At 68.6% G+C, this 16,096-nt stretch carries 14 protein-coding genes; 4 read left to right on the forward strand and 10 right to left on the reverse strand.

Features of this window, described 5'->3' with window-relative positions:
* Nucleotides 1–2: 2 nt before the first annotated feature.
* From AC1RJ5_RS15640 to AC1RJ5_RS15660, 5 genes are all read right to left on the reverse strand, one after another.
* On the reverse strand, nt 3–3,863 hold the full coding sequence (locus tag AC1RJ5_RS15640; RefSeq protein WP_493114250.1) for a papain-like cysteine protease family protein: 3,861 nt from the start codon (nt 3,861–3,863) through the stop codon (nt 3–5).
* Between the two features lie 3 nt (nt 3,864–3,866).
* Nucleotides 3,867–4,298, reverse strand: a complete 432-nt coding sequence (locus tag AC1RJ5_RS15645) for a DUF3467 domain-containing protein (RefSeq protein WP_269573135.1) — start codon at nt 4,296–4,298, stop codon at nt 3,867–3,869.
* Between the two features lie 141 nt (nt 4,299–4,439).
* Entirely contained in the window at nt 4,440–5,459 is a 1,020-nt protein-coding gene (locus tag AC1RJ5_RS15650; RefSeq protein WP_269573134.1) for a sigma-54 interaction domain-containing protein, read from the reverse strand.
* A 330-nt stretch (nt 5,460–5,789) separates the two neighbouring features.
* Complete coding sequence (locus tag AC1RJ5_RS15655) at nt 5,790–6,158, reverse strand: hypothetical protein (RefSeq protein WP_269573133.1); 369 nt, start codon at nt 6,156–6,158, stop codon at nt 5,790–5,792.
* 61 nt (nt 6,159–6,219) lie between these two features.
* Nucleotides 6,220–6,783, reverse strand: a complete 564-nt coding sequence (locus AC1RJ5_RS15660) for a helix-turn-helix domain-containing protein (protein ID WP_493114253.1) — start codon at nt 6,781–6,783, stop codon at nt 6,220–6,222.
* Nucleotides 6,784–6,874: 91 nt separating this feature from the next.
* Here AC1RJ5_RS15660 and AC1RJ5_RS15665 point away from each other — a divergent pair, with 91 nt between their 5' ends.
* Nucleotides 6,875–7,330: a DUF6456 domain-containing protein gene (locus tag AC1RJ5_RS15665; protein ID WP_269573131.1), complete on the forward strand. Its 456-nt coding sequence runs from the start codon at nt 6,875–6,877 to the stop codon at nt 7,328–7,330.
* On the opposite strand, the gene AC1RJ5_RS15670 is transcribed toward AC1RJ5_RS15665, so the two are convergent.
* Nucleotides 7,323–9,821, reverse strand: coding sequence for a DUF2339 domain-containing protein (locus AC1RJ5_RS15670; RefSeq protein ID WP_493114256.1), 2,499 nt, complete (start codon nt 9,819–9,821; stop codon nt 7,323–7,325). The two genes, AC1RJ5_RS15665 and AC1RJ5_RS15670, sit on opposite strands and share 8 nt — an antisense overlap.
* A gap of 104 nt (nt 9,822–9,925) precedes the next feature.
* On the opposite strand from AC1RJ5_RS15670, the gene AC1RJ5_RS15675 reads away from it, so the two are divergent.
* Both AC1RJ5_RS15675 and dapF read left to right on the forward strand, forming a co-directional pair.
* Nucleotides 9,926–10,600, forward strand: coding sequence for a glutathione S-transferase family protein (locus tag AC1RJ5_RS15675; protein ID WP_269573129.1), 675 nt, complete (start codon nt 9,926–9,928; stop codon nt 10,598–10,600).
* 44 nt (nt 10,601–10,644) lie between these two features.
* Nucleotides 10,645–11,583, forward strand: a complete 939-nt coding sequence (dapF, locus tag AC1RJ5_RS15680) for a diaminopimelate epimerase (protein ID WP_269573128.1) — start codon at nt 10,645–10,647, stop codon at nt 11,581–11,583.
* On the opposite strand, the gene AC1RJ5_RS15685 is transcribed toward dapF, so the two are convergent.
* Together AC1RJ5_RS15685 and AC1RJ5_RS15690 are read right to left on the reverse strand one after the other, a co-directional pair.
* On the reverse strand, nt 11,580–12,053 hold the full coding sequence (locus AC1RJ5_RS15685) for an SRPBCC family protein (protein ID WP_269573127.1): 474 nt from the start codon (nt 12,051–12,053) through the stop codon (nt 11,580–11,582). The genes dapF and AC1RJ5_RS15685 overlap by 4 nt on opposite strands.
* Complete coding sequence (locus AC1RJ5_RS15690; RefSeq protein WP_269573126.1) at nt 12,050–13,372, reverse strand: dihydroorotase; 1,323 nt, start codon at nt 13,370–13,372, stop codon at nt 12,050–12,052. Before AC1RJ5_RS15690 ends, AC1RJ5_RS15685 begins: the two co-directional genes overlap by 4 nt.
* 47 nt (nt 13,373–13,419) lie before the next feature.
* On the opposite strand from AC1RJ5_RS15690, the gene ygfZ reads away from it, so the two are divergent.
* Nucleotides 13,420–14,151, forward strand: coding sequence for a CAF17-like 4Fe-4S cluster assembly/insertion protein YgfZ (gene ygfZ, locus AC1RJ5_RS15695; RefSeq protein ID WP_493114259.1), 732 nt, complete (start codon nt 13,420–13,422; stop codon nt 14,149–14,151).
* Here ygfZ and AC1RJ5_RS15700 read toward each other — a convergent pair.
* Together AC1RJ5_RS15700 and AC1RJ5_RS15705 are read right to left on the reverse strand one after the other, a co-directional pair.
* Complete coding sequence (locus tag AC1RJ5_RS15700) at nt 14,148–14,825, reverse strand: phytanoyl-CoA dioxygenase family protein (RefSeq protein WP_342248576.1); 678 nt, start codon at nt 14,823–14,825, stop codon at nt 14,148–14,150. The two genes, ygfZ and AC1RJ5_RS15700, sit on opposite strands and share 4 nt — an antisense overlap.
* A 108-nt stretch (nt 14,826–14,933) precedes the next feature.
* Entirely contained in the window at nt 14,934–16,067 is a 1,134-nt protein-coding gene (locus AC1RJ5_RS15705) for an OmpA family protein (protein ID WP_269573123.1), read from the reverse strand.
* Nucleotides 16,068–16,096: the final 29 nt, after the last annotated feature.

A 16,096-nucleotide genomic window follows, 5' to 3' on the forward strand; every position in this document is an offset into this window, starting at 1 on the left:
GATCACGCCAGAGCGAGCGGGCGGGGTGCGTTGGTCGGGTTGCCGCCCCCGGGCCGCGAATGCTGCACCCAGCGGCTCTCGATATCGTGAGTGCCGTCGGCGTAGAGCGTGATGCGGGAGTTGGCGACCTGATCGTCGGCGATCACCTCGTCGAACGTGTAGGTGATGTTGATGTGGAGCGCGGGCACCTGCGCCGCTCCGGGCGCGCTGGCATGCGAGCTGCGCGCATAGAGGCGGGCATCGTCCTCGATCGTCGCATTGACGGTGAGGCCCCAGCCCGCGGCATCGTCATGGCCGATATCGTCGATATAGATATGGCCGAGCGAGGTGCCGTTATACTGCCAGCGGATCCGCAGCCAGCAATAGATGTCGTCCATCCCGAAGGTGCCGCCGACCACCGGCCAGTCGCGCAGCTCGATGGCGCCGTCGAGGAAGGCGGCGGAGCGGGAGGGCGCGCGGTCGTTCGGGTGCTTGATCCCGCCCCAGCTCGCCAGGTTGGTGTGAATGTCGCCGCTGTTCTGGGCGATGATCTGCACCGCGGTGCCGGCGATCGTGGCGGCGGCGCCGAGATCGAGCGCGCGGCTGCGGGCGACCGGGGGCTCGGGCAGGGTGCGCGGCGCGGCCATGGCAAAGCCGGCGGGCGCGGTGGTGCTCCGGTTGATCTGGCGGCCGGCGGGCACGCCGGCGCTGAAGATCTGGACGTTCGCCGGATTGCCCGTCGCGGCCATCTCGTACTCGGTCTGGAAGTCCTCGTAGCGCAGGATGTAGCGGCTGCCATGATCGTGCGTCGCGGTGTGGCGGCCGGGATTGCCCGGCGTGCCGACCGGCCGGTCCCAGGGATCGGCGACGCGGACATAATATTGGCCGCCGCTCGAATACATGCCGACGACGAGCACCGCATGGCCCGAGCGATCGGCCGAGCTGGCCATCTTGCCGACATAGAGCGGGCCGTGGTTCTCGATCAGCTGGGCGAAGCCGTCGGTCGAATAGCATTGCGGAGCATGGGCGGTGAGGCCGAGCTGGACCGCGGTGGCGGCGTGATCGACCCAGGGCAGGATATTCTCGATGTTCCTGCCGCAGCGCGCGCCGATTGATTCCGGGGTGATGCTCTGCTGGTTGCGCCAGCCTAGCATCATCGCGATCGTCGTCGCCCAGCAGCCATTGTCGGTGGGCTGCGCGACCAGCTGGACATTGTCCCAGTTGATCGACCAGTCGGGTGCCGACATCGCGCTGCTGGTACGCGGCGCGGCCATCGCATAGCCGGCCGGCGGCGTGGTGCCGCTGTTGATCTGGCGGCCCGCGGGCACGCCGGCGCTCAGGATCTGGACGTTCACCGGATTGCTGCCCGATGCGGCCATCTCATATTCGGCCTGGAACGCTTCGTAGCGCATGATGTAGCGGCTGCCGTGATCGTGGCTGTCCGGATAGGCGCCGGGCTTGCCGGGGGTGCCGACCGGACGATCCCAGGGATCGGCGATGCGGACGAAATACTGGCCGCCGCTCGAATACATGCCGACGACGAGCACGGCATGGCCCGACAGGCCGCTCGAGGTCGCCATCTTGCTCACATAGAGCGGGCCGTTGTTCTGGATCAGCTGAGCGAAGCCGTCGGTCGAATAGCATTGCGGGGCATGCGCGGTGAGGCCCAGCCGGGCCGCTGCGGCGGCATGATCGTCCCAGGGCAGGCCCTGCTCGATATCGTTGCCGGCACGCTGCGCGATCGATTGCGGGGTGATGCTGCGCTCGTCGCGCCAGCCGAGCATCATCGCGATGGTCGTCGCCCAGCAGCCATTGTCGGTGGGCTGGGCGACCAGCTGGACGCCGTCCCAGTTGATCGACCAGTCGGGCGCGGACATCGCGCTGCTGGTGCGCGGCGCCGCCATCGCGAAGCCGGCCGGCGCGGAGGTGCCGGTGTTGGGCTGGCGGCCGGCGGGGATGCCGGCATAGATGATCTGGACATAGGCGGGGGTACCGTCCGCCGCCATTTCATATTCCTGGGCGAAATCCTCGTAGCGCAGGATGTAGCGGCTACCGCGATCATGGGTGCTGGCATAGGCGCCCGGTGCGCCCGGCGTGCCGACCGAGCGATCCCAGGGATCGACGACGCGGACATAATATTGGCCGCCATCCTCATACATGCCGACGACGAGCACGGCATGGCCCGACAGGTTGGTCGCGCTCGCCATCTTGCCGACATAGAGCGGGCCGTGGCGCTCGATCAGGCTGAAGAAGCCCTCGGGCGTGTAGCATTGCGGCTGGAGCGTCCCCAGGCCGAGCGCGGCGGCGACGGTGGCGCGCTGGTCCCAGGGCAGGCCATGGTTGATGTCGCGGCCGCAACGCTGGGCGATCGTCGCCGGCTCATAGCATTGCTGGTCCTTCCAGCCGATCAGCATCGCCAGCGTGGTCGCCCAGCAGCTATCGTCGGTGGGCTGGGCGATCCAGTCGACGCCGTCCCAGTTGATGCTGCGGCTTGCCGCCTGGGCGCGGGCATAGGCGAGCGGCACCGGCCGGGCGCTCCCCTCGAGCTTCTCGAACAGCGGGTTGAGCGCGGTCTCGGCCAGGCCGAGGTCGAGCGCTTCGCCGATACGGGTGGCGAACTGCCCGCCGATGCGGGTGGCGCGATCGCGCGCGCCGCTGCCGGGCAGGCTGGGCGGCACATAGGCGGCCGCTTCCTGGCCGAACTGCAGCGCGAAGCCCGCGCCGATCGACACGGCGCCGCCCAGGCCCTGATTGGCGCCGTCGAGCCACAGCTCGGCGCCGACCACCAGCTCCTCGCCGGCATTGATCGCGGCGACCTTGCGCAGGCTGGCGAAGCCGTCGATCCCGCGGGCATTGTAGCCGAGCTTGAACTTCGCCTGGAGCGCGAGCTTGAGATGCTCGATGAAATCGCTGACGCCCTGGGCATCGAAGCTGGAATCGGCGGTGCCGAACAGGGCGGCCTGGCCGTCGGGCGCGAAGACCGCGCCGACACCGGCGCCGAATACCGGCGTATCGAGCGCCGGGCCGACCGAGATGGTCACGCCGCTGCGCGCGGCGAGCTGGGGCAGGGCGGCGAGGAAGGCGTTGAGCGGGTTGATCAGCCCGGTGATCCCGAACCCGGCCTGCCAGGCGGCGACGAAGGTGCTGCTTGCCGCGCCGAAGCGATAGAGGCTGGGCGGGTTGACGTCGCTGCCCGCCGCCGCCGCCGCGCCGCGGACCTTCTCCATCAGCCAGGCGAGTGCGTCGTTCGCGCTCAGGCCCGAGCTCATGTTGAGCGCGACCTGGCCGCGCGATCCGGCCGACATCGGGCCTGAGCGGGCGAGGCCGGCGGCCTTTGCAGGAATGTCGGGCATCGGGCCGAAGCCGTCGTCATAGGTGCCGCCGCCGCCCGGTGCGGGGGCCGTGGTGACCGGGGCGGGGGCGGCGGGGGTCGCCGGCCGGCTGCCGGGAGTCGGCACGTCGCCGGCCCATTCGAGCACCGGCGCGGTGCGCGACGCGGTGTAGCTGCGGCGCAGGCTGCGGCCGGTGAAGCTGTTGAGCGCGACATAGGGGCTGCCCTCGCGCGGCAAGGCATCGACGCTCAGCCCGCCCACGCCGGTCGCCAGCCCGAAATAGAGCTTCTGCGCGCCGATGAAACGGGCGAGCACTTCGGGCGGCACGACGAACACGCCGTCGCCGCGCGGCACGCTGAGGCGGCCCTGCTCGTCACTGCAGTAGAAATTGGCGGCGGTGCGACGCGGCTTGTTCGCCCCGTCGAACAGGGTGACGTCGGTCGCCAGCACCACCTGTGCCTCGACATTGGGCTGGTCGACGCGGACGGCGAACCCCAGCATCGGGAACCGATCGCTGACCTCCATGCGGTTGGGACGGATCTGAGCAGTCATGGATCACCTGTCGTTGCTGGAAGGGGAGTTGCGGCCGGCATCGTCGCTGCCGGGGGCGGAATCGGGTCGGGTGCGGGCGGCGCGCAGCGCGCGGGCGCGCTCCTCGAAGTCGCCGAGCGAGGAGAGGACGATGTCGAAGGGGGAGCTGTCCTGGCCGATCTGCGCGATCGGGCCGTTCTCGCGCTCATGCTCGTGCACCGAGCGGGCGAGCAGCTCGGAGAGCATCTTGGCGTAGGAGGGGGTGAGCACCAGGCGGGTGTGGATGCCGATCGTGCCGACGCCCTCATGGCCGCTAGGATAATATTGGCCGAGGTCGATCAGGAATTCGAAGGGGTTCTGGCCGAGCTCGAAATAGTTGACGTAGCTGGCGGGCGCGCGGCTGGCGTCGCGCATCGCCATGTCGGTCTCCACATCTGCCAAGCCGCCCTGACTCATCCGGCACGCCTCCTGCCGGACAGAGGAGCAAGCGCTGTGCCAGCTTGTGAAAAGCTTGCGAATCAGCGGGTTGGGTGATCGGGCTAGGGGATAGTACGTAACATTGCGGCAGCGCGGGCGTAGCGATGTTACGCGCGGCTGTTACAGGATCGGGCCGTCCTCCGCACCCTCCGGGCCGCCACGGGTCATCTCGTACTTGGTCATCTTGCGATAGAGCGTCATGCGCGACCAGCTGAGCGAGCGGGCGGCCTCGGCGCGGTTCCAGTCGGTGCGGTCGAGCGCGGCGCGGATGCGGGCGCGCTCGTCCTTGCCCGAGCAGTCGAAGCTGCGCTGCAGCCGCACGAAGGCGTCGGGGATATGGTCGAGCCGGATCGCGCCGCGCGGCGGATCGATGAAGATCGCCTCGACGAAGTTGCGCACCTCGCGGATGTTGCCCGGCCAGTCATAATGGAGCAGCACGTCGAGCAGCTCGTCGTCGGGCGCGGTGACCTGGCAGCCGCAGCGGCGATTGAAGCCCTCGACGAAATGGCGGATGTAGAGGGCGATGTCCTCGGCGCGCTCGGACAGGTCGGGCAGGGTCAGGCGGGCGACGTTGAGGCGGTAGTAGAGATCGGGGCGGAAGCTGCCCTGCTCGACCTGCTGCTCGACGTCGCGATTGGTCGCGGCGATCACGCGCAGGTCGACCTTGACCGGCTTCTCGCGCCCGATCGGCTGGACTTCCTTCTCCTCGAGCAGCCGCAACAGCTTGACCTGGCTGAAGGGGGAGAGCTCGCCGACCTCGTCGAGGAACAGGGTACCGCCGGCGCCGGCGATCACCGCCTTGCCGGTCTGGCTGCGCACCGCCCCGGTGAAGCTGCCCCGCTCGAAGCCGAACAGCTCCGCTTCGAACAGATTGTCGGGCACCGCGCCGCAATTGATCGCGACGAAGGGACCGTCGTGCCGTTCGCTGAGCGCATGGATGGTGCGGGCGCAATGCTCCTTGCCGGTGCCGGTGGAGCCGGTGATTAGCGTGGGCGCATCGCTGCGCGCGATCTTGGGCACGATGCTGCGCAGGCGCACCATCGCGTCACTGTCGCCCAGAAGCCTGGTCTCGAGATCGTCCACCCGCTCACCCGACAGCATCCCGCGCCCGCTCCGGAGGATCCGGAGCAGTTGCGTCACGTGAACACGAAGAAGCGCGCGATGCGCCTCTTTCGGAAATGGTCATGTACTTGTGAGGCGGCCGCGATCGAATGGCGGCCATGATATCTAAGGCGACTCGACGGGCCTGTGGATAACTTTAACAGACCGGACAGTCGACTCCATTTAATGGTGGACGTTTCGTCTACTTTTAGACTGTGCGGGAATTGGCGAGTCGAAACCGCTCGACTCGAATAGACGCCACCGATCCGGACCTGATTTGGATCAATCTCCTTCCGCGCCATGCCGGACAAGCAAATGGCGGAGAGCCGGATGGGCTCCCCGCCATGCGGGTTGCGATGCGGTACGAACTCAGTTCGCGGTGAAGGTCGGTGCGCCGGCCGCGCTGTACTTCACCGTGACATAGCTGTTGTCGCACACGTTGATGGCGGTCCACACGCCGCTGCTGCTGTCGGCGAAGTTGAGCTTCACGTCGTATTTGCAGCCGGCGCCCTTGTCGAAATGCACGGTCATCCGCGCACCCGGCTTCACCGTGGCATCTTCCTTCTTGAAATCGGGATCGACCTTGTTGGGCTGCCAGGTGGTGGTTCCCGTCGGCGCGATCTCGACCGTCTTGATCGCCTTGCCGCTATTGTTGATCAGCACGAAATCCCAATCGTCCGCCATTGCCGGCGCGGCGATCGAGAGCGCGGCGATTGCCGCAAGACTCAGTTTCAGCATGACATGCCCCTCCTGCTTTTCCGGCAAAATGCGCCTGTCCGGAGCGCTCCGCAAGGAGATTTCAGAGAGGGCGGACCAGCCGGATCGCCTCGGCGATCCAGGGCGGATCGGCGACCACCTGCTGGCGTGCACCGGCGCCGAAAGGGAGGAGATGCAGCCGCTCGCCCTCGCGCCCGATCAGCCGGGCGAACAGGAAGCGGCCGGCGGGCCGCGGCACCAGCACATCGCGGTTGAGCGCGCCGCCAAACCCCTCCGGCGCGAGCGTGCGGCACCAGATCTCGTCGCCGGTGCGATAGTCGCCAACCCCGGCGGTCACCACTACTGCGACCATCCCGGGTTCGGCATGCGGAGGCACGATCGTGGCGGTGTTGCGCGGCGCCTGGGCGGCCCCGGCTTCCAGCAGCGCGGCCACGGGGATCTCCGGACGCTCGGGCAGCTTGACCAGATCGGCGGCATCGACGCCCAGCGCGGCGGCAATGCGATTGAGCCAGCCGACCGAGACGGTGCGGGTGCCCATCTCGAGCCGGCCGACGGTCTGCGCCGTGGTCGGCGGCACGCAGCGCGCCGCGACTTCCTCCAGCGTGAGCCCCTTTGCCCGGCGCACTTCGCGGATGGCAGTAATCATCGCAGCCTCCAGATAACCAAATCGGTTTCTCTCTTTCCTACAATCGATCCCACATGGCAAGAGGAGCGAATCGGAATAAAAGGAGATCGTCATGCGGGAACTGGTGGAGCGCGTGGTCGAGGATACTGCGGGGCTGAAGCGTCGTGTCACCGTCAACCTGGCGGAGTCGCCGCTCGCCTGGCTGGCGTCGCGCGGCCATGTCAGCACGAGGCAGCTCGAAGCGGGAGAGCGGCTGCGCAGCGATTACGAGATGGCGGCACTGGGCCCGCGCGTAACGATGCGCTGGGATCCGGCACCGGTGGCCCGTACGCCGGGTGGCGTCGCCGAGCGGCTGGATCCGACGCTGGCGCAGATCTCGGCGCGGCGCCGCTTCGATGGCGCGGTGGAGGCAGCGGGGCCGGGGCTGGCCGACATCCTGTGGCGCGTCGTCTGCGCCGGCGAGGGTATCGGCCCGGCGGAGAAGGCGCTGGGCTGGCCGAGCCGCGCGGGCAAGCTGGTGCTCTGCTTCGCGCTCGACCGCGTCGCCGATTTCTACGGGCTCAAATAGCGGGTTCGGGCTCGACGGCGCCCTTGCCGACGAACCGGCCATAGGCCCAGCCGATCCCGATCAGCGCTAGGCCCAGGCCGAGGAAGGAGAGGATGCGGAGCACCCCGTCGAGCGCGGCGGCGTCGACCAGGAAGACCTTGAAGGTGGTGGCGGTGAGCAAGGCGAGGCCGAAGATGCGCAGGTCGCGGCTGCCGCCGGCAATGCCGCGCCACAGCCAGAACAGCGCCAGCGCCAGCATCGCCGCGCTGTAGCCGCCATTCTCGGCCGTGCCGATCGATCCGGTGAGCAGGTCGCCATGTGCTGCCTGGCGCACGGCGGCGAGCAGGGCGAGGAGCACAAGCAGCGCCGCACCCGGTCGCCAGCGCACCGGCAGGGTCCATAGCCAGAAGCTTGCCAGCCCGAGATGCAGCACGGCGGCATTGAGGAGCGGCAGCGGGCCGACGGATTGCTGCTCGAGCAGGGGGCTCAACAGGAACAGGTCGAACCAGGCGATGCGGAACAGGCCGAGCGCGAGCAGCGCATGGCCGATCGTCGTGGCCTTGCCCTGGCGGAGCAGCCACCAGCCGGCGGCAAGGCTCGCCTGACTCAGCACCGCGCGCTCGATAAAGCCCCAGGCGAGGAAGCGCGGCAGCGTGGCGATGGCGAGAGGCTGCTTGGCGATCGCATAGAGGAGCAGCACGCCCAGCGCGATTGCCGCGATCGACATGGTGCGGCGGAGGCGGCCGAACAGGGCGGGATCGAACAGCAGCGCGATGGCCAGCGCGACGGGCAAGGCGAGTTCGCGCAGAAGCTCGGCCGGCGACGGCAGCAGCGGATAGGTGAGCCGCTCGCCGGAGAGCGAAGCGAGGATCAGCTCGCTGAGCGCACCGAGCGGCAGCGCGGCGGCGACCAGTGCCGCGGCGAGCGGATAGGCGGGCAGCGCGTAGAGGCGCGGGGCACGGAGCCTGCGCGCCCACCAGGCCAGTGCCGCGGCGACCAGGGTGAGCGGCAGCGACAGCCAGTCGCCGGGGACGAACTGGCCCAGCCCCAGCCCGGCGAGGAATGCCGCCAGTGCGGTGGCAGCGACCAGCATGGGATTGCCGGTCTCCGATCGGATCCGCCAGGCGAGGCTGAACGTCGCGATCGCAGCAAGCAGCTCGACAATGCCCCAGGCCTCGGCGGGAAGCAGCGCGGGTGCGCGCAGATGGGCGACGAGGAGCGGTCCGGCAGTGCCGAGCAGCGCGATCGCTACCCAGATTGGTTGGCGGCGCGCGAGGACATGGCCGGGAAGCGCGAAGAGCGCGGTGGCCAGGATTGCCGCGATGGGCGTGAAGCCGCGGTCGGGCAGGCCGATCGCCAGCATCTCCAGAACGAGCAGCAGGGCAAGGGCAGCGAGCGCGCCGGGCAGGTAGACGGCGTCCCGCCAGGCGAGGATCAGCGCCGCGCCGGCCAGGACGAGGTAGAAGCTCCAGGGCAGCCAGCCGAAGTCGAGCGCCGGAGCAAGGATCGCGAGCTGCAGGCAGCCGGCCACGAGCGGCGCGAGGCGGAGCCAGCGATTGCCGGCGCCCGTGGCGGGCAGCGCGGCGCTCGCGCCGATGGCGAGCAGCATGGTGAAGCCGCCGACCGCGGAGAGATCGTCGCTGCGAGCCACCAGCATCGCGATCAGGAAGTTGATCCAGGCAAAGCCCGCAATGCAGGCGGCGAGCGCCAGCCAGGCCCAGCCGCGATGGATGGCGAGGCCGAACAGCGCGGCGGTGAACAGCCCGAGATAGACGAGCAGCGGCCCGATCCCCGCGGCGTCGAAGCCGGCGACCATGGGGGCCGCGAAGCCGCCGACCAGCGCCATCACCGCGGTTGGCGGGCCATGGCGCAAGGCCAGTGCGAGCGCGCCTCCGGTGACCAGCAGGACGAGCAGGAAGGCGGTGAGGGGCGCGATCAGGTGGTAGAGCGCGGCCGCCATGTAGAGCGTGCCGTAGAGGCTGGCGATGCCGGCCCCGGCGAGCGCCTGGGCAACGCGCGGATCGTCCGCAGTGGCGGGCAGCCGCCGGGTCGCTTCGCTGCCCGCGATCAAGGCTAGGCCGAACAGGGCGGCGAGCAACGTCCGTGTCGAGGGGCCGAGCAGGCCGCTCTCGATCGAGTAGCGGACCAGGAAGAAGCCCGCGAGTACCAGTGCCGCGCCGCCGATCCAGATCGGCAGCTTGCCACCGATCAGCGTCTCCAGGCTGAACTGCGGGAGTTGACGGGATTCGGAAATGGGCCGCCGTGGCTCGGGTTCAGTCCTGGCCGCACGCTCCGGGGGCGGCTCGGCGGCCATGACCGACGCTTCGGCCATTTGGTGCTGTGCGGCCGCGGGCGAGGCCGGGCGGGCGGAGGGCTCGCGCCCGTCTTCCTCGAGAGCAACGATCCGCGATTCGACACGGCGCAGTTCTTGTTCCAGAAAGGCCATGCGCCGCAGCACGATATAAAAGGCCGCAGCCGCGCCCAGCGCGAGGAGAAGGGTGAGACCAGTCACTCACCCGATCCTCGCACAGTGGAGCGCACCTGTCGCGCACAACCCGGTTGCCCCGTGCAACCGATCGGATAGGCCTTTTTGCCAAAAGCCTGGGAGAGGTTGGCATGATCGTGTTTGGTTCGACGCTTTCGCCCTATGTGCGTAAGGTCATGGTGTTCGGTGCCGAGAAGGGCCTGGAACTCGAGTTGCAGCCCGCCGGGATGGGGCGGGGGAGCCCGGAATTCATGGCTGCCAGCCCGTTCGGCAAGATGCCGGGCTTCAAGGACGGCGATTTCCTGATCTCGGACAGTTCGGCGATCGTCGCCTATCTCGATGCCAAATATCCCGAGCCCAATCTGATCCCTGCCGAGCCGCAGGCCCGCGCCCGCACGATCTGGTTCGACGAGCTCGCCGACACGATCATGATGGCGGCCGGGAGCGCGATCTTCGGCCAGCGCTTCGTGCGCCCGCGCGTGCTCAAGATGGAATGCGACCATGCGGCGGCCGATGCCGCCGAGCGCGACCTGATGCCGCCGATCCTGGCGTATCTGGAGGGCGCGATCCCCGCGAGCGGGTTCCTGGTCGACGATCGGCTGACGCTGGCGGACATCGCCGTGGCGAGCCCGCTGGCGACGCTGGGCTGCATCGGCGTGACTGTCGATTCGGCACGCTATCCGCGGCTCGCCGCCTGGGTTGCCTCGATGCATGCCCGGCCGAGCTTCGCGGCGATCATCACGCGTGACCGCGCCATGGTCGATGCAATGGGCGGGCCGGTGGCGCGCGAGGCGGTTGCCGGCTAGGGTTGGACCTAGCCAGCACCGCGCGGCGCGCCTATCTGGGCGCCATGCGGTTCGCCTTCATCAAATGCCATGGCTCGGGGAACGACTTTCCCCTGATCGACGCACGCGCGCTCACCCTGTCCGACGCGGACTGGGCGGGCGTGGCGCGGGCGCTGGCCGATCGTGCCGGGCCGGTGGGCGGCGACGGGCTGCTGCTGCTCACCGCGGGCGACGATGCCGGGCATGATTTCGGCATGCGCATGTTCAATTCGGACGGATCGGAGGCGGAGACCTGCCTCAACGGCCTGCGCTGCACCGCGCGGCTGGGCTTCGAGCTGCTCGGGCTCGACCATGCCCGGGTGCGGCTGAAGACCAGCAGCGCGGAGGTCGCGCGCGCCGAGCCGCTGGCGCCCGGCGTGGTGACGATCCGCGAGACGGCCGGGCCGGCTTCGACGCGCACCGCCGATGTCGGGCTGCGCGTAGACGCAGCGGAGATCATCGACGCGCCGATCCCCGGCCTGCCGAGCGCGCGCGCCTTCACCGCGATCGCGATGCCCAACCCGCATCTCGTCACATTTGTTGAATCGGTTGATGAGGCCGAGCTGGTCGCGCTCGGCGACTGGTGCGAGGCAGGCCCCGAACTGATCCCGGCCCGCGCGAATGTCTCCTTCGTCGAAGTGCGCGGGCAGGACCTGTTCGTACGCACCTATGAGCGCGGCGTAGGGCTGACCGACAGCTGCGGCAGCGCCATGGCCTCCTCGGTCTATGCCGCGGGCCGCACCGGACGGGTGCCCTTCGGCACGGTGATGAAGGTGTTCAACAAGGGCGGGCTGGTGATGGGATCGTCCGATGCGGACGGCATGGTCACCATTCGCGGCAACGCGACCTTCCTCTACGACGCGACGATCGCCGTCGATCCGGCGGCGGGCATTGCGGAGACGCCGCTGGTCCATGCCCGGCGCGAGGACGAGGTCGTGGCCTGGGCCGCGGCGATCCCGGCCTAGGCTTCGACGAACCCCGCCAGGTTGGCGAGCGAGGATTTCAGTCCCTGGACATGGTCCTGCTTGCCGATCCCCTGCGGGACGTCCTCGCAGGTGATCGCGACGCGGGTGGCGCCGTCGGCCGGCTCCAGCGTCCAGGTCATGCGCATCGTGCCGGCAAAGGCCGGGTCTTCCGAATCGAACACCGCCGCCTGGACGATGCTCCGGCCCGGGTTCAGCGCGGTGAAGCGCACCTCGACGACATCAGCATGTTCGGAGGTCTTGCCCGGCGCGTCATGCTCGGGATCGTCGTACGACAGCGCCATGCGGTAGCCGCCGCCCGGCCGCGCATCGAATGCCAGCATCTCGCCGGTCATCCCTTCGGGCGGGAGCCAGCGCACCAGCTCCGCGGGATCGATGAAGGCGCGCCAGATCCGGCTGGCCGGCGCCTTGACGAGCCGGGAGGCGCGATCGGTGCGCGAGACCGTCCTCACCCGAACTCCACGGCCTCGAAGCGCACGGGGCGGCCGATCGCCCGGTTGGCGAGCTCGGCTTCCCACATCACCCGGTTGCCGCGCACGATCGTGCCGATCGGCTTGCCGGTCAGCTGCTTGCCGGTGAAGGGCGACCAGCCACAACGCGAGGCAAGCCAGCTCTCCTCGATCGTCCAGCGTGCCTTGAGATCGACCACGGTGAAATCGGCGTCATAGCCGACCGCGATCCGGCCCTTGCCGGCGATGCCGAAGATGCGCTGCGGGCCGGCGCTGGTCAGGTCGATCACCCGCTGCAGCGTGGTGCGGCCCTCGGCGACATGGTTGAGCATCAGCGGCAGCAGCGTCTGCACGCCGGGCATGCCGCTGGGGCTGTCGGGATAGGGCTTCGCCTTTTCCTCGCGGGTGTGCGGCGCGTGATCCGAGCCGAGCACATCGGGCACGCCCTGGTTGAGCCAGTGCCACAGCCCGTCGCGATGCGCCGCCGAGCGGATCGGCGGGTTCATCTGCGCGAAGGTGCCAATCGTGGGATAGGCCTCCTCGCCCGCCAGCGTCAGGTGCTGCGGGGTGACTTCGCAAGTGGCGATGTCCTTGTGCTGGCCCAGCAGCTCCAGCTCGGCGGGGGTGGTGACGTGGAGCACATGGATCCGCCGCCGCGCCGCGCGGGCGAGGCCGAGGATGCGGCGGGTGGCCAGCATCGCGCTCTCGTCGTCGCGCCATACCGGGTGGCTCGAAGGATCGCCGGGGACGCGTTCGCCCAGGCGGTCCTGCATGCGGAACTCGTCTTCGGCATGGATCGCGACGCGGCGATGGCCCGAGGCGAGCACGCGCGCGAGGTTGGCGTCGTCCGACACGAGCAGGTCGCCGGTCGAGGCGCCCATGAAGATCTTCACGCCCGCGGTGCCGGGCAGGCGCTCGAGCTCGGCGAGATGCTCGGCATTGTTGTTGGTCGCGCCGACATAGAAGGCGTGGTCGCACCACATGCGATCCTTCGCCCGGGCGAGCTTGTCCTGCACCGCCTCGGCCGAATCGGTGTTGGGCTTGGTGTTCGGCATCTCGAATACCGCGGTCACGCCGCCGAGCACCGCCGCGCGCGCGCCGCTTTCCAGGTCTTCCTTGGCCTCGAGGCCGGGCTCGCGGAAATGGACCTGACTGTCGATCACGCCGGGCAGCACGTCGAGGCCGGTACAGTCGATCGTCTCGCCAGCTTCCAGCACGCCGCCGATCGCGACGATGCGGCCATCCTTCACGCCCACATCGGTTTCGGCAGGGCCACCGGGTAGGTGCACGCGACCGCCCTTGAGCTTCAGATCGACAATCATATTCCGCGCCTCTTCCGTCGCCCCCGGCCACCCCCTACCTGTTCGGCATGACCGATACCAGCACCAGACTAGCCGACCGCGCCCTGATCCGCATTTCGGGCGAGGATGTTCGTGGATTCCTCCAGGGGCTGGTGACGCAGGACATGGCGGGTGTCACGCCGGAGACGCCGCAATGGGCAGCCTTGCTGACGCCGCAGGGCAAGGCGCTGTTCGATTTCATTCTCTGGGCGGACGGTGATTCGATCCTGGTCGATTGCGAAGCGACGCAGCGCGAGGCGCTGGTGCGGCGGTTGAGCATCTACCGGCTGCGCCGCCCGATAACGATCGAGCCGGTGGAGGGTGGGGTGCATTGGTCGCCGAATGCGGGGCAGGGCGTCCCCGATCCGCGCCTCGCGGCGCTCGGCCATCGCTGGCTGGGCTCGGCGGAGGGTGATGAAGCGAATGGTTGGCGGGGACATCGCCTGCGCCTCGGTGTCACCGAAGGCGTTGAGGAACTGGGCCAGGACAAGACGCTCTGGCTCGAATGCAATGCCGGCGAGCTCGGCGGTGTCAGCTTCACCAAGGGCTGCTATGTCGGCCAGGAGAACACCGCGCGCATGCATTATCGCGCCAAGGTCAATCGCCGGCTTGTGGTCGCGCCGCTGGGCGAGCCGGGCGACCGGACGCGTATCGCCTATCCGGATCTTGGCCTGATGGTGGAATTGCGTCGGGTGGAATCGCTTGGCGATGCACTGATGCCGAAGTGGCTGGCGGCAGCGCTGCAGGCGGAGGCGAGCTAGATTCCCAGCCAGCCCAGCCTGCCGGGCAGCGCGGTTGCGGCGTAGTCGATCTGCAGCACGCGGCGGCGTTTCGGTCGCGTGGCGGCATTCGAGGCATGAAGGATCGGCGTCGCATACGCCCAGACATCGCCTGCCTCGGCCAGGCAGGCATGGATGCCACAGGCTGCCACCGTCCGTTCGATGTCGCTCTCCGCAACCAGGGTTCGATGTGATCCGGGCGCAATCAGCAAAGGGGCGTTGTCGAGCGGTACCGGATCCAGGTGGACGCGCAGCGTCAGCATTCCGGCGAGCAACGCGAATGGTGGCGCGACATGGTGCATGCCGTGCTTGATCGTCCATGGGCCGAAACCGGCCACATCGCAGCGTGCGGTGACGGCAATGGTGCGATCCTGATGCCAGCCCAGGGCCCAGTTGGTCCGGTCGTTCTTGTCGAACAGGATGGCGCGCACGGGCCGGGCATCCGGACCGAGGCGTCGAGCGGCGATTCGCCCGATCGTGCCTTGCGCTTCGAGCAGGTCCGGCAGGTCCGTTACCTCGCGAAGGCGTAACCCGGGACGATCGGCGGGCAGGCCGGCAAGCGCGGCCTCGATTCCGTTCCGTGCTGCCAGCGCCGCAGCGCGCAAATGCTCGGCGCCATCGCGCTCCAGGGACAGCGGCATCGTCGAATCGATCATCCGGATCGGGCTAGTGCGGCTCATGCCCGGAGCGCAACTGCCCAAAGAAAAAGGGAGGCCGGTTTCCCGACCTCCCCAATTCTGTCAGTCCCTTGGGACCGGTCTGGCTTAGTAGCCCGAACCCGGACCGTAGGTGACTTCCACGCGGCGGTTCTGCAGCTCGCGAACGCCGTCGGCAGTCTCGACGCGCGGCTTGCTCTCACCGAATGCTTCGGTCGAGATCGCACCGGCACCGATGCCACGAGCGGTCAGGTAAGCCTTCACCGAGTCAGCGCGACGCTGCGACAGGCCAACGTTGTAGCTGGCCGAGCCCGAGCGGTCGGCGTGGCCGGCCAGCATCACCTGTGCGTTGCCGCAGTTCTGGTAGTTGCTGATGGCGTTGTCGAGGATGCTCGCGGCTTCCGGCGTGATGTCCGACTTATCCCAGTCGAAGAACACGATGTACGGTCCCGGGGTGCAGACGACGGTCGGCGTCGGGGTCGGTTCCGGAGTCGGGGTCCAGGTCGGCGTCGGAGTGGGCTCCGGCGTCGGCGTCGGGGTCGGCTCGGGGGCCGGCGCACCGAAGTTGAAGGTCAGACCGCCGAGGATCGAGTGCGAACGGAACCGACCGTTGAGGGTGCGGCCCGAAGCATCCACCAGCGCGGTGGTCGAGCTGTTGAAGAAGCGATACTTCAGCGACACGTCGATCGAGTCCGACAGCGGAGCGCGAATGCCGGCGAGAGCCTGCCACGCGAACACGGTGTCCGAATCGTTCAGCGAGTCCTGGTAGCTGTTCAGAGCGAGCTTGCTCTTGACGCGCGCGACACCGACACCAGCGCCGACGAAGCCCTGAAGGCCATCATCGTCACCGAAGTCGAGCAGGCCGTTCACCATGAAGCTCAGGGCCGAAGTGCGGCCACCGGCATAGGCGTAGTTGCCCGGAGCGGCGTTGACGGCAGCGCCGGCAGCGGTGCGAACCGGCATCGTCACGGTGCTGACGATACGATTGACCGAAGCCTCGCGATAGCCAACTTCGGCTTCCGCACGGAACGGACCGAAGTCGTAACCGACGGTTGCGTCAGCGTCCCAGCCAGCCTTGTGGTGCGCAGTTACGACATCCTTGGCAGCGCCGATGTCGAACTTGATGTCTTCGACGAGCATAGCGCCGCCTTCGACACCCACATACCACGCATCGTCGCGGGCGAGGGCGGGCGTGCTCAGCGCGGTGGTCGCAAGTGCCAGAATTACGGCAAGCTTCCGCATCTTAATCCCCTTTCATGATTGTCACTACG

This window comes from Sphingomonas sp. GW822-FHT03G08 (genome assembly GCF_058801135.1).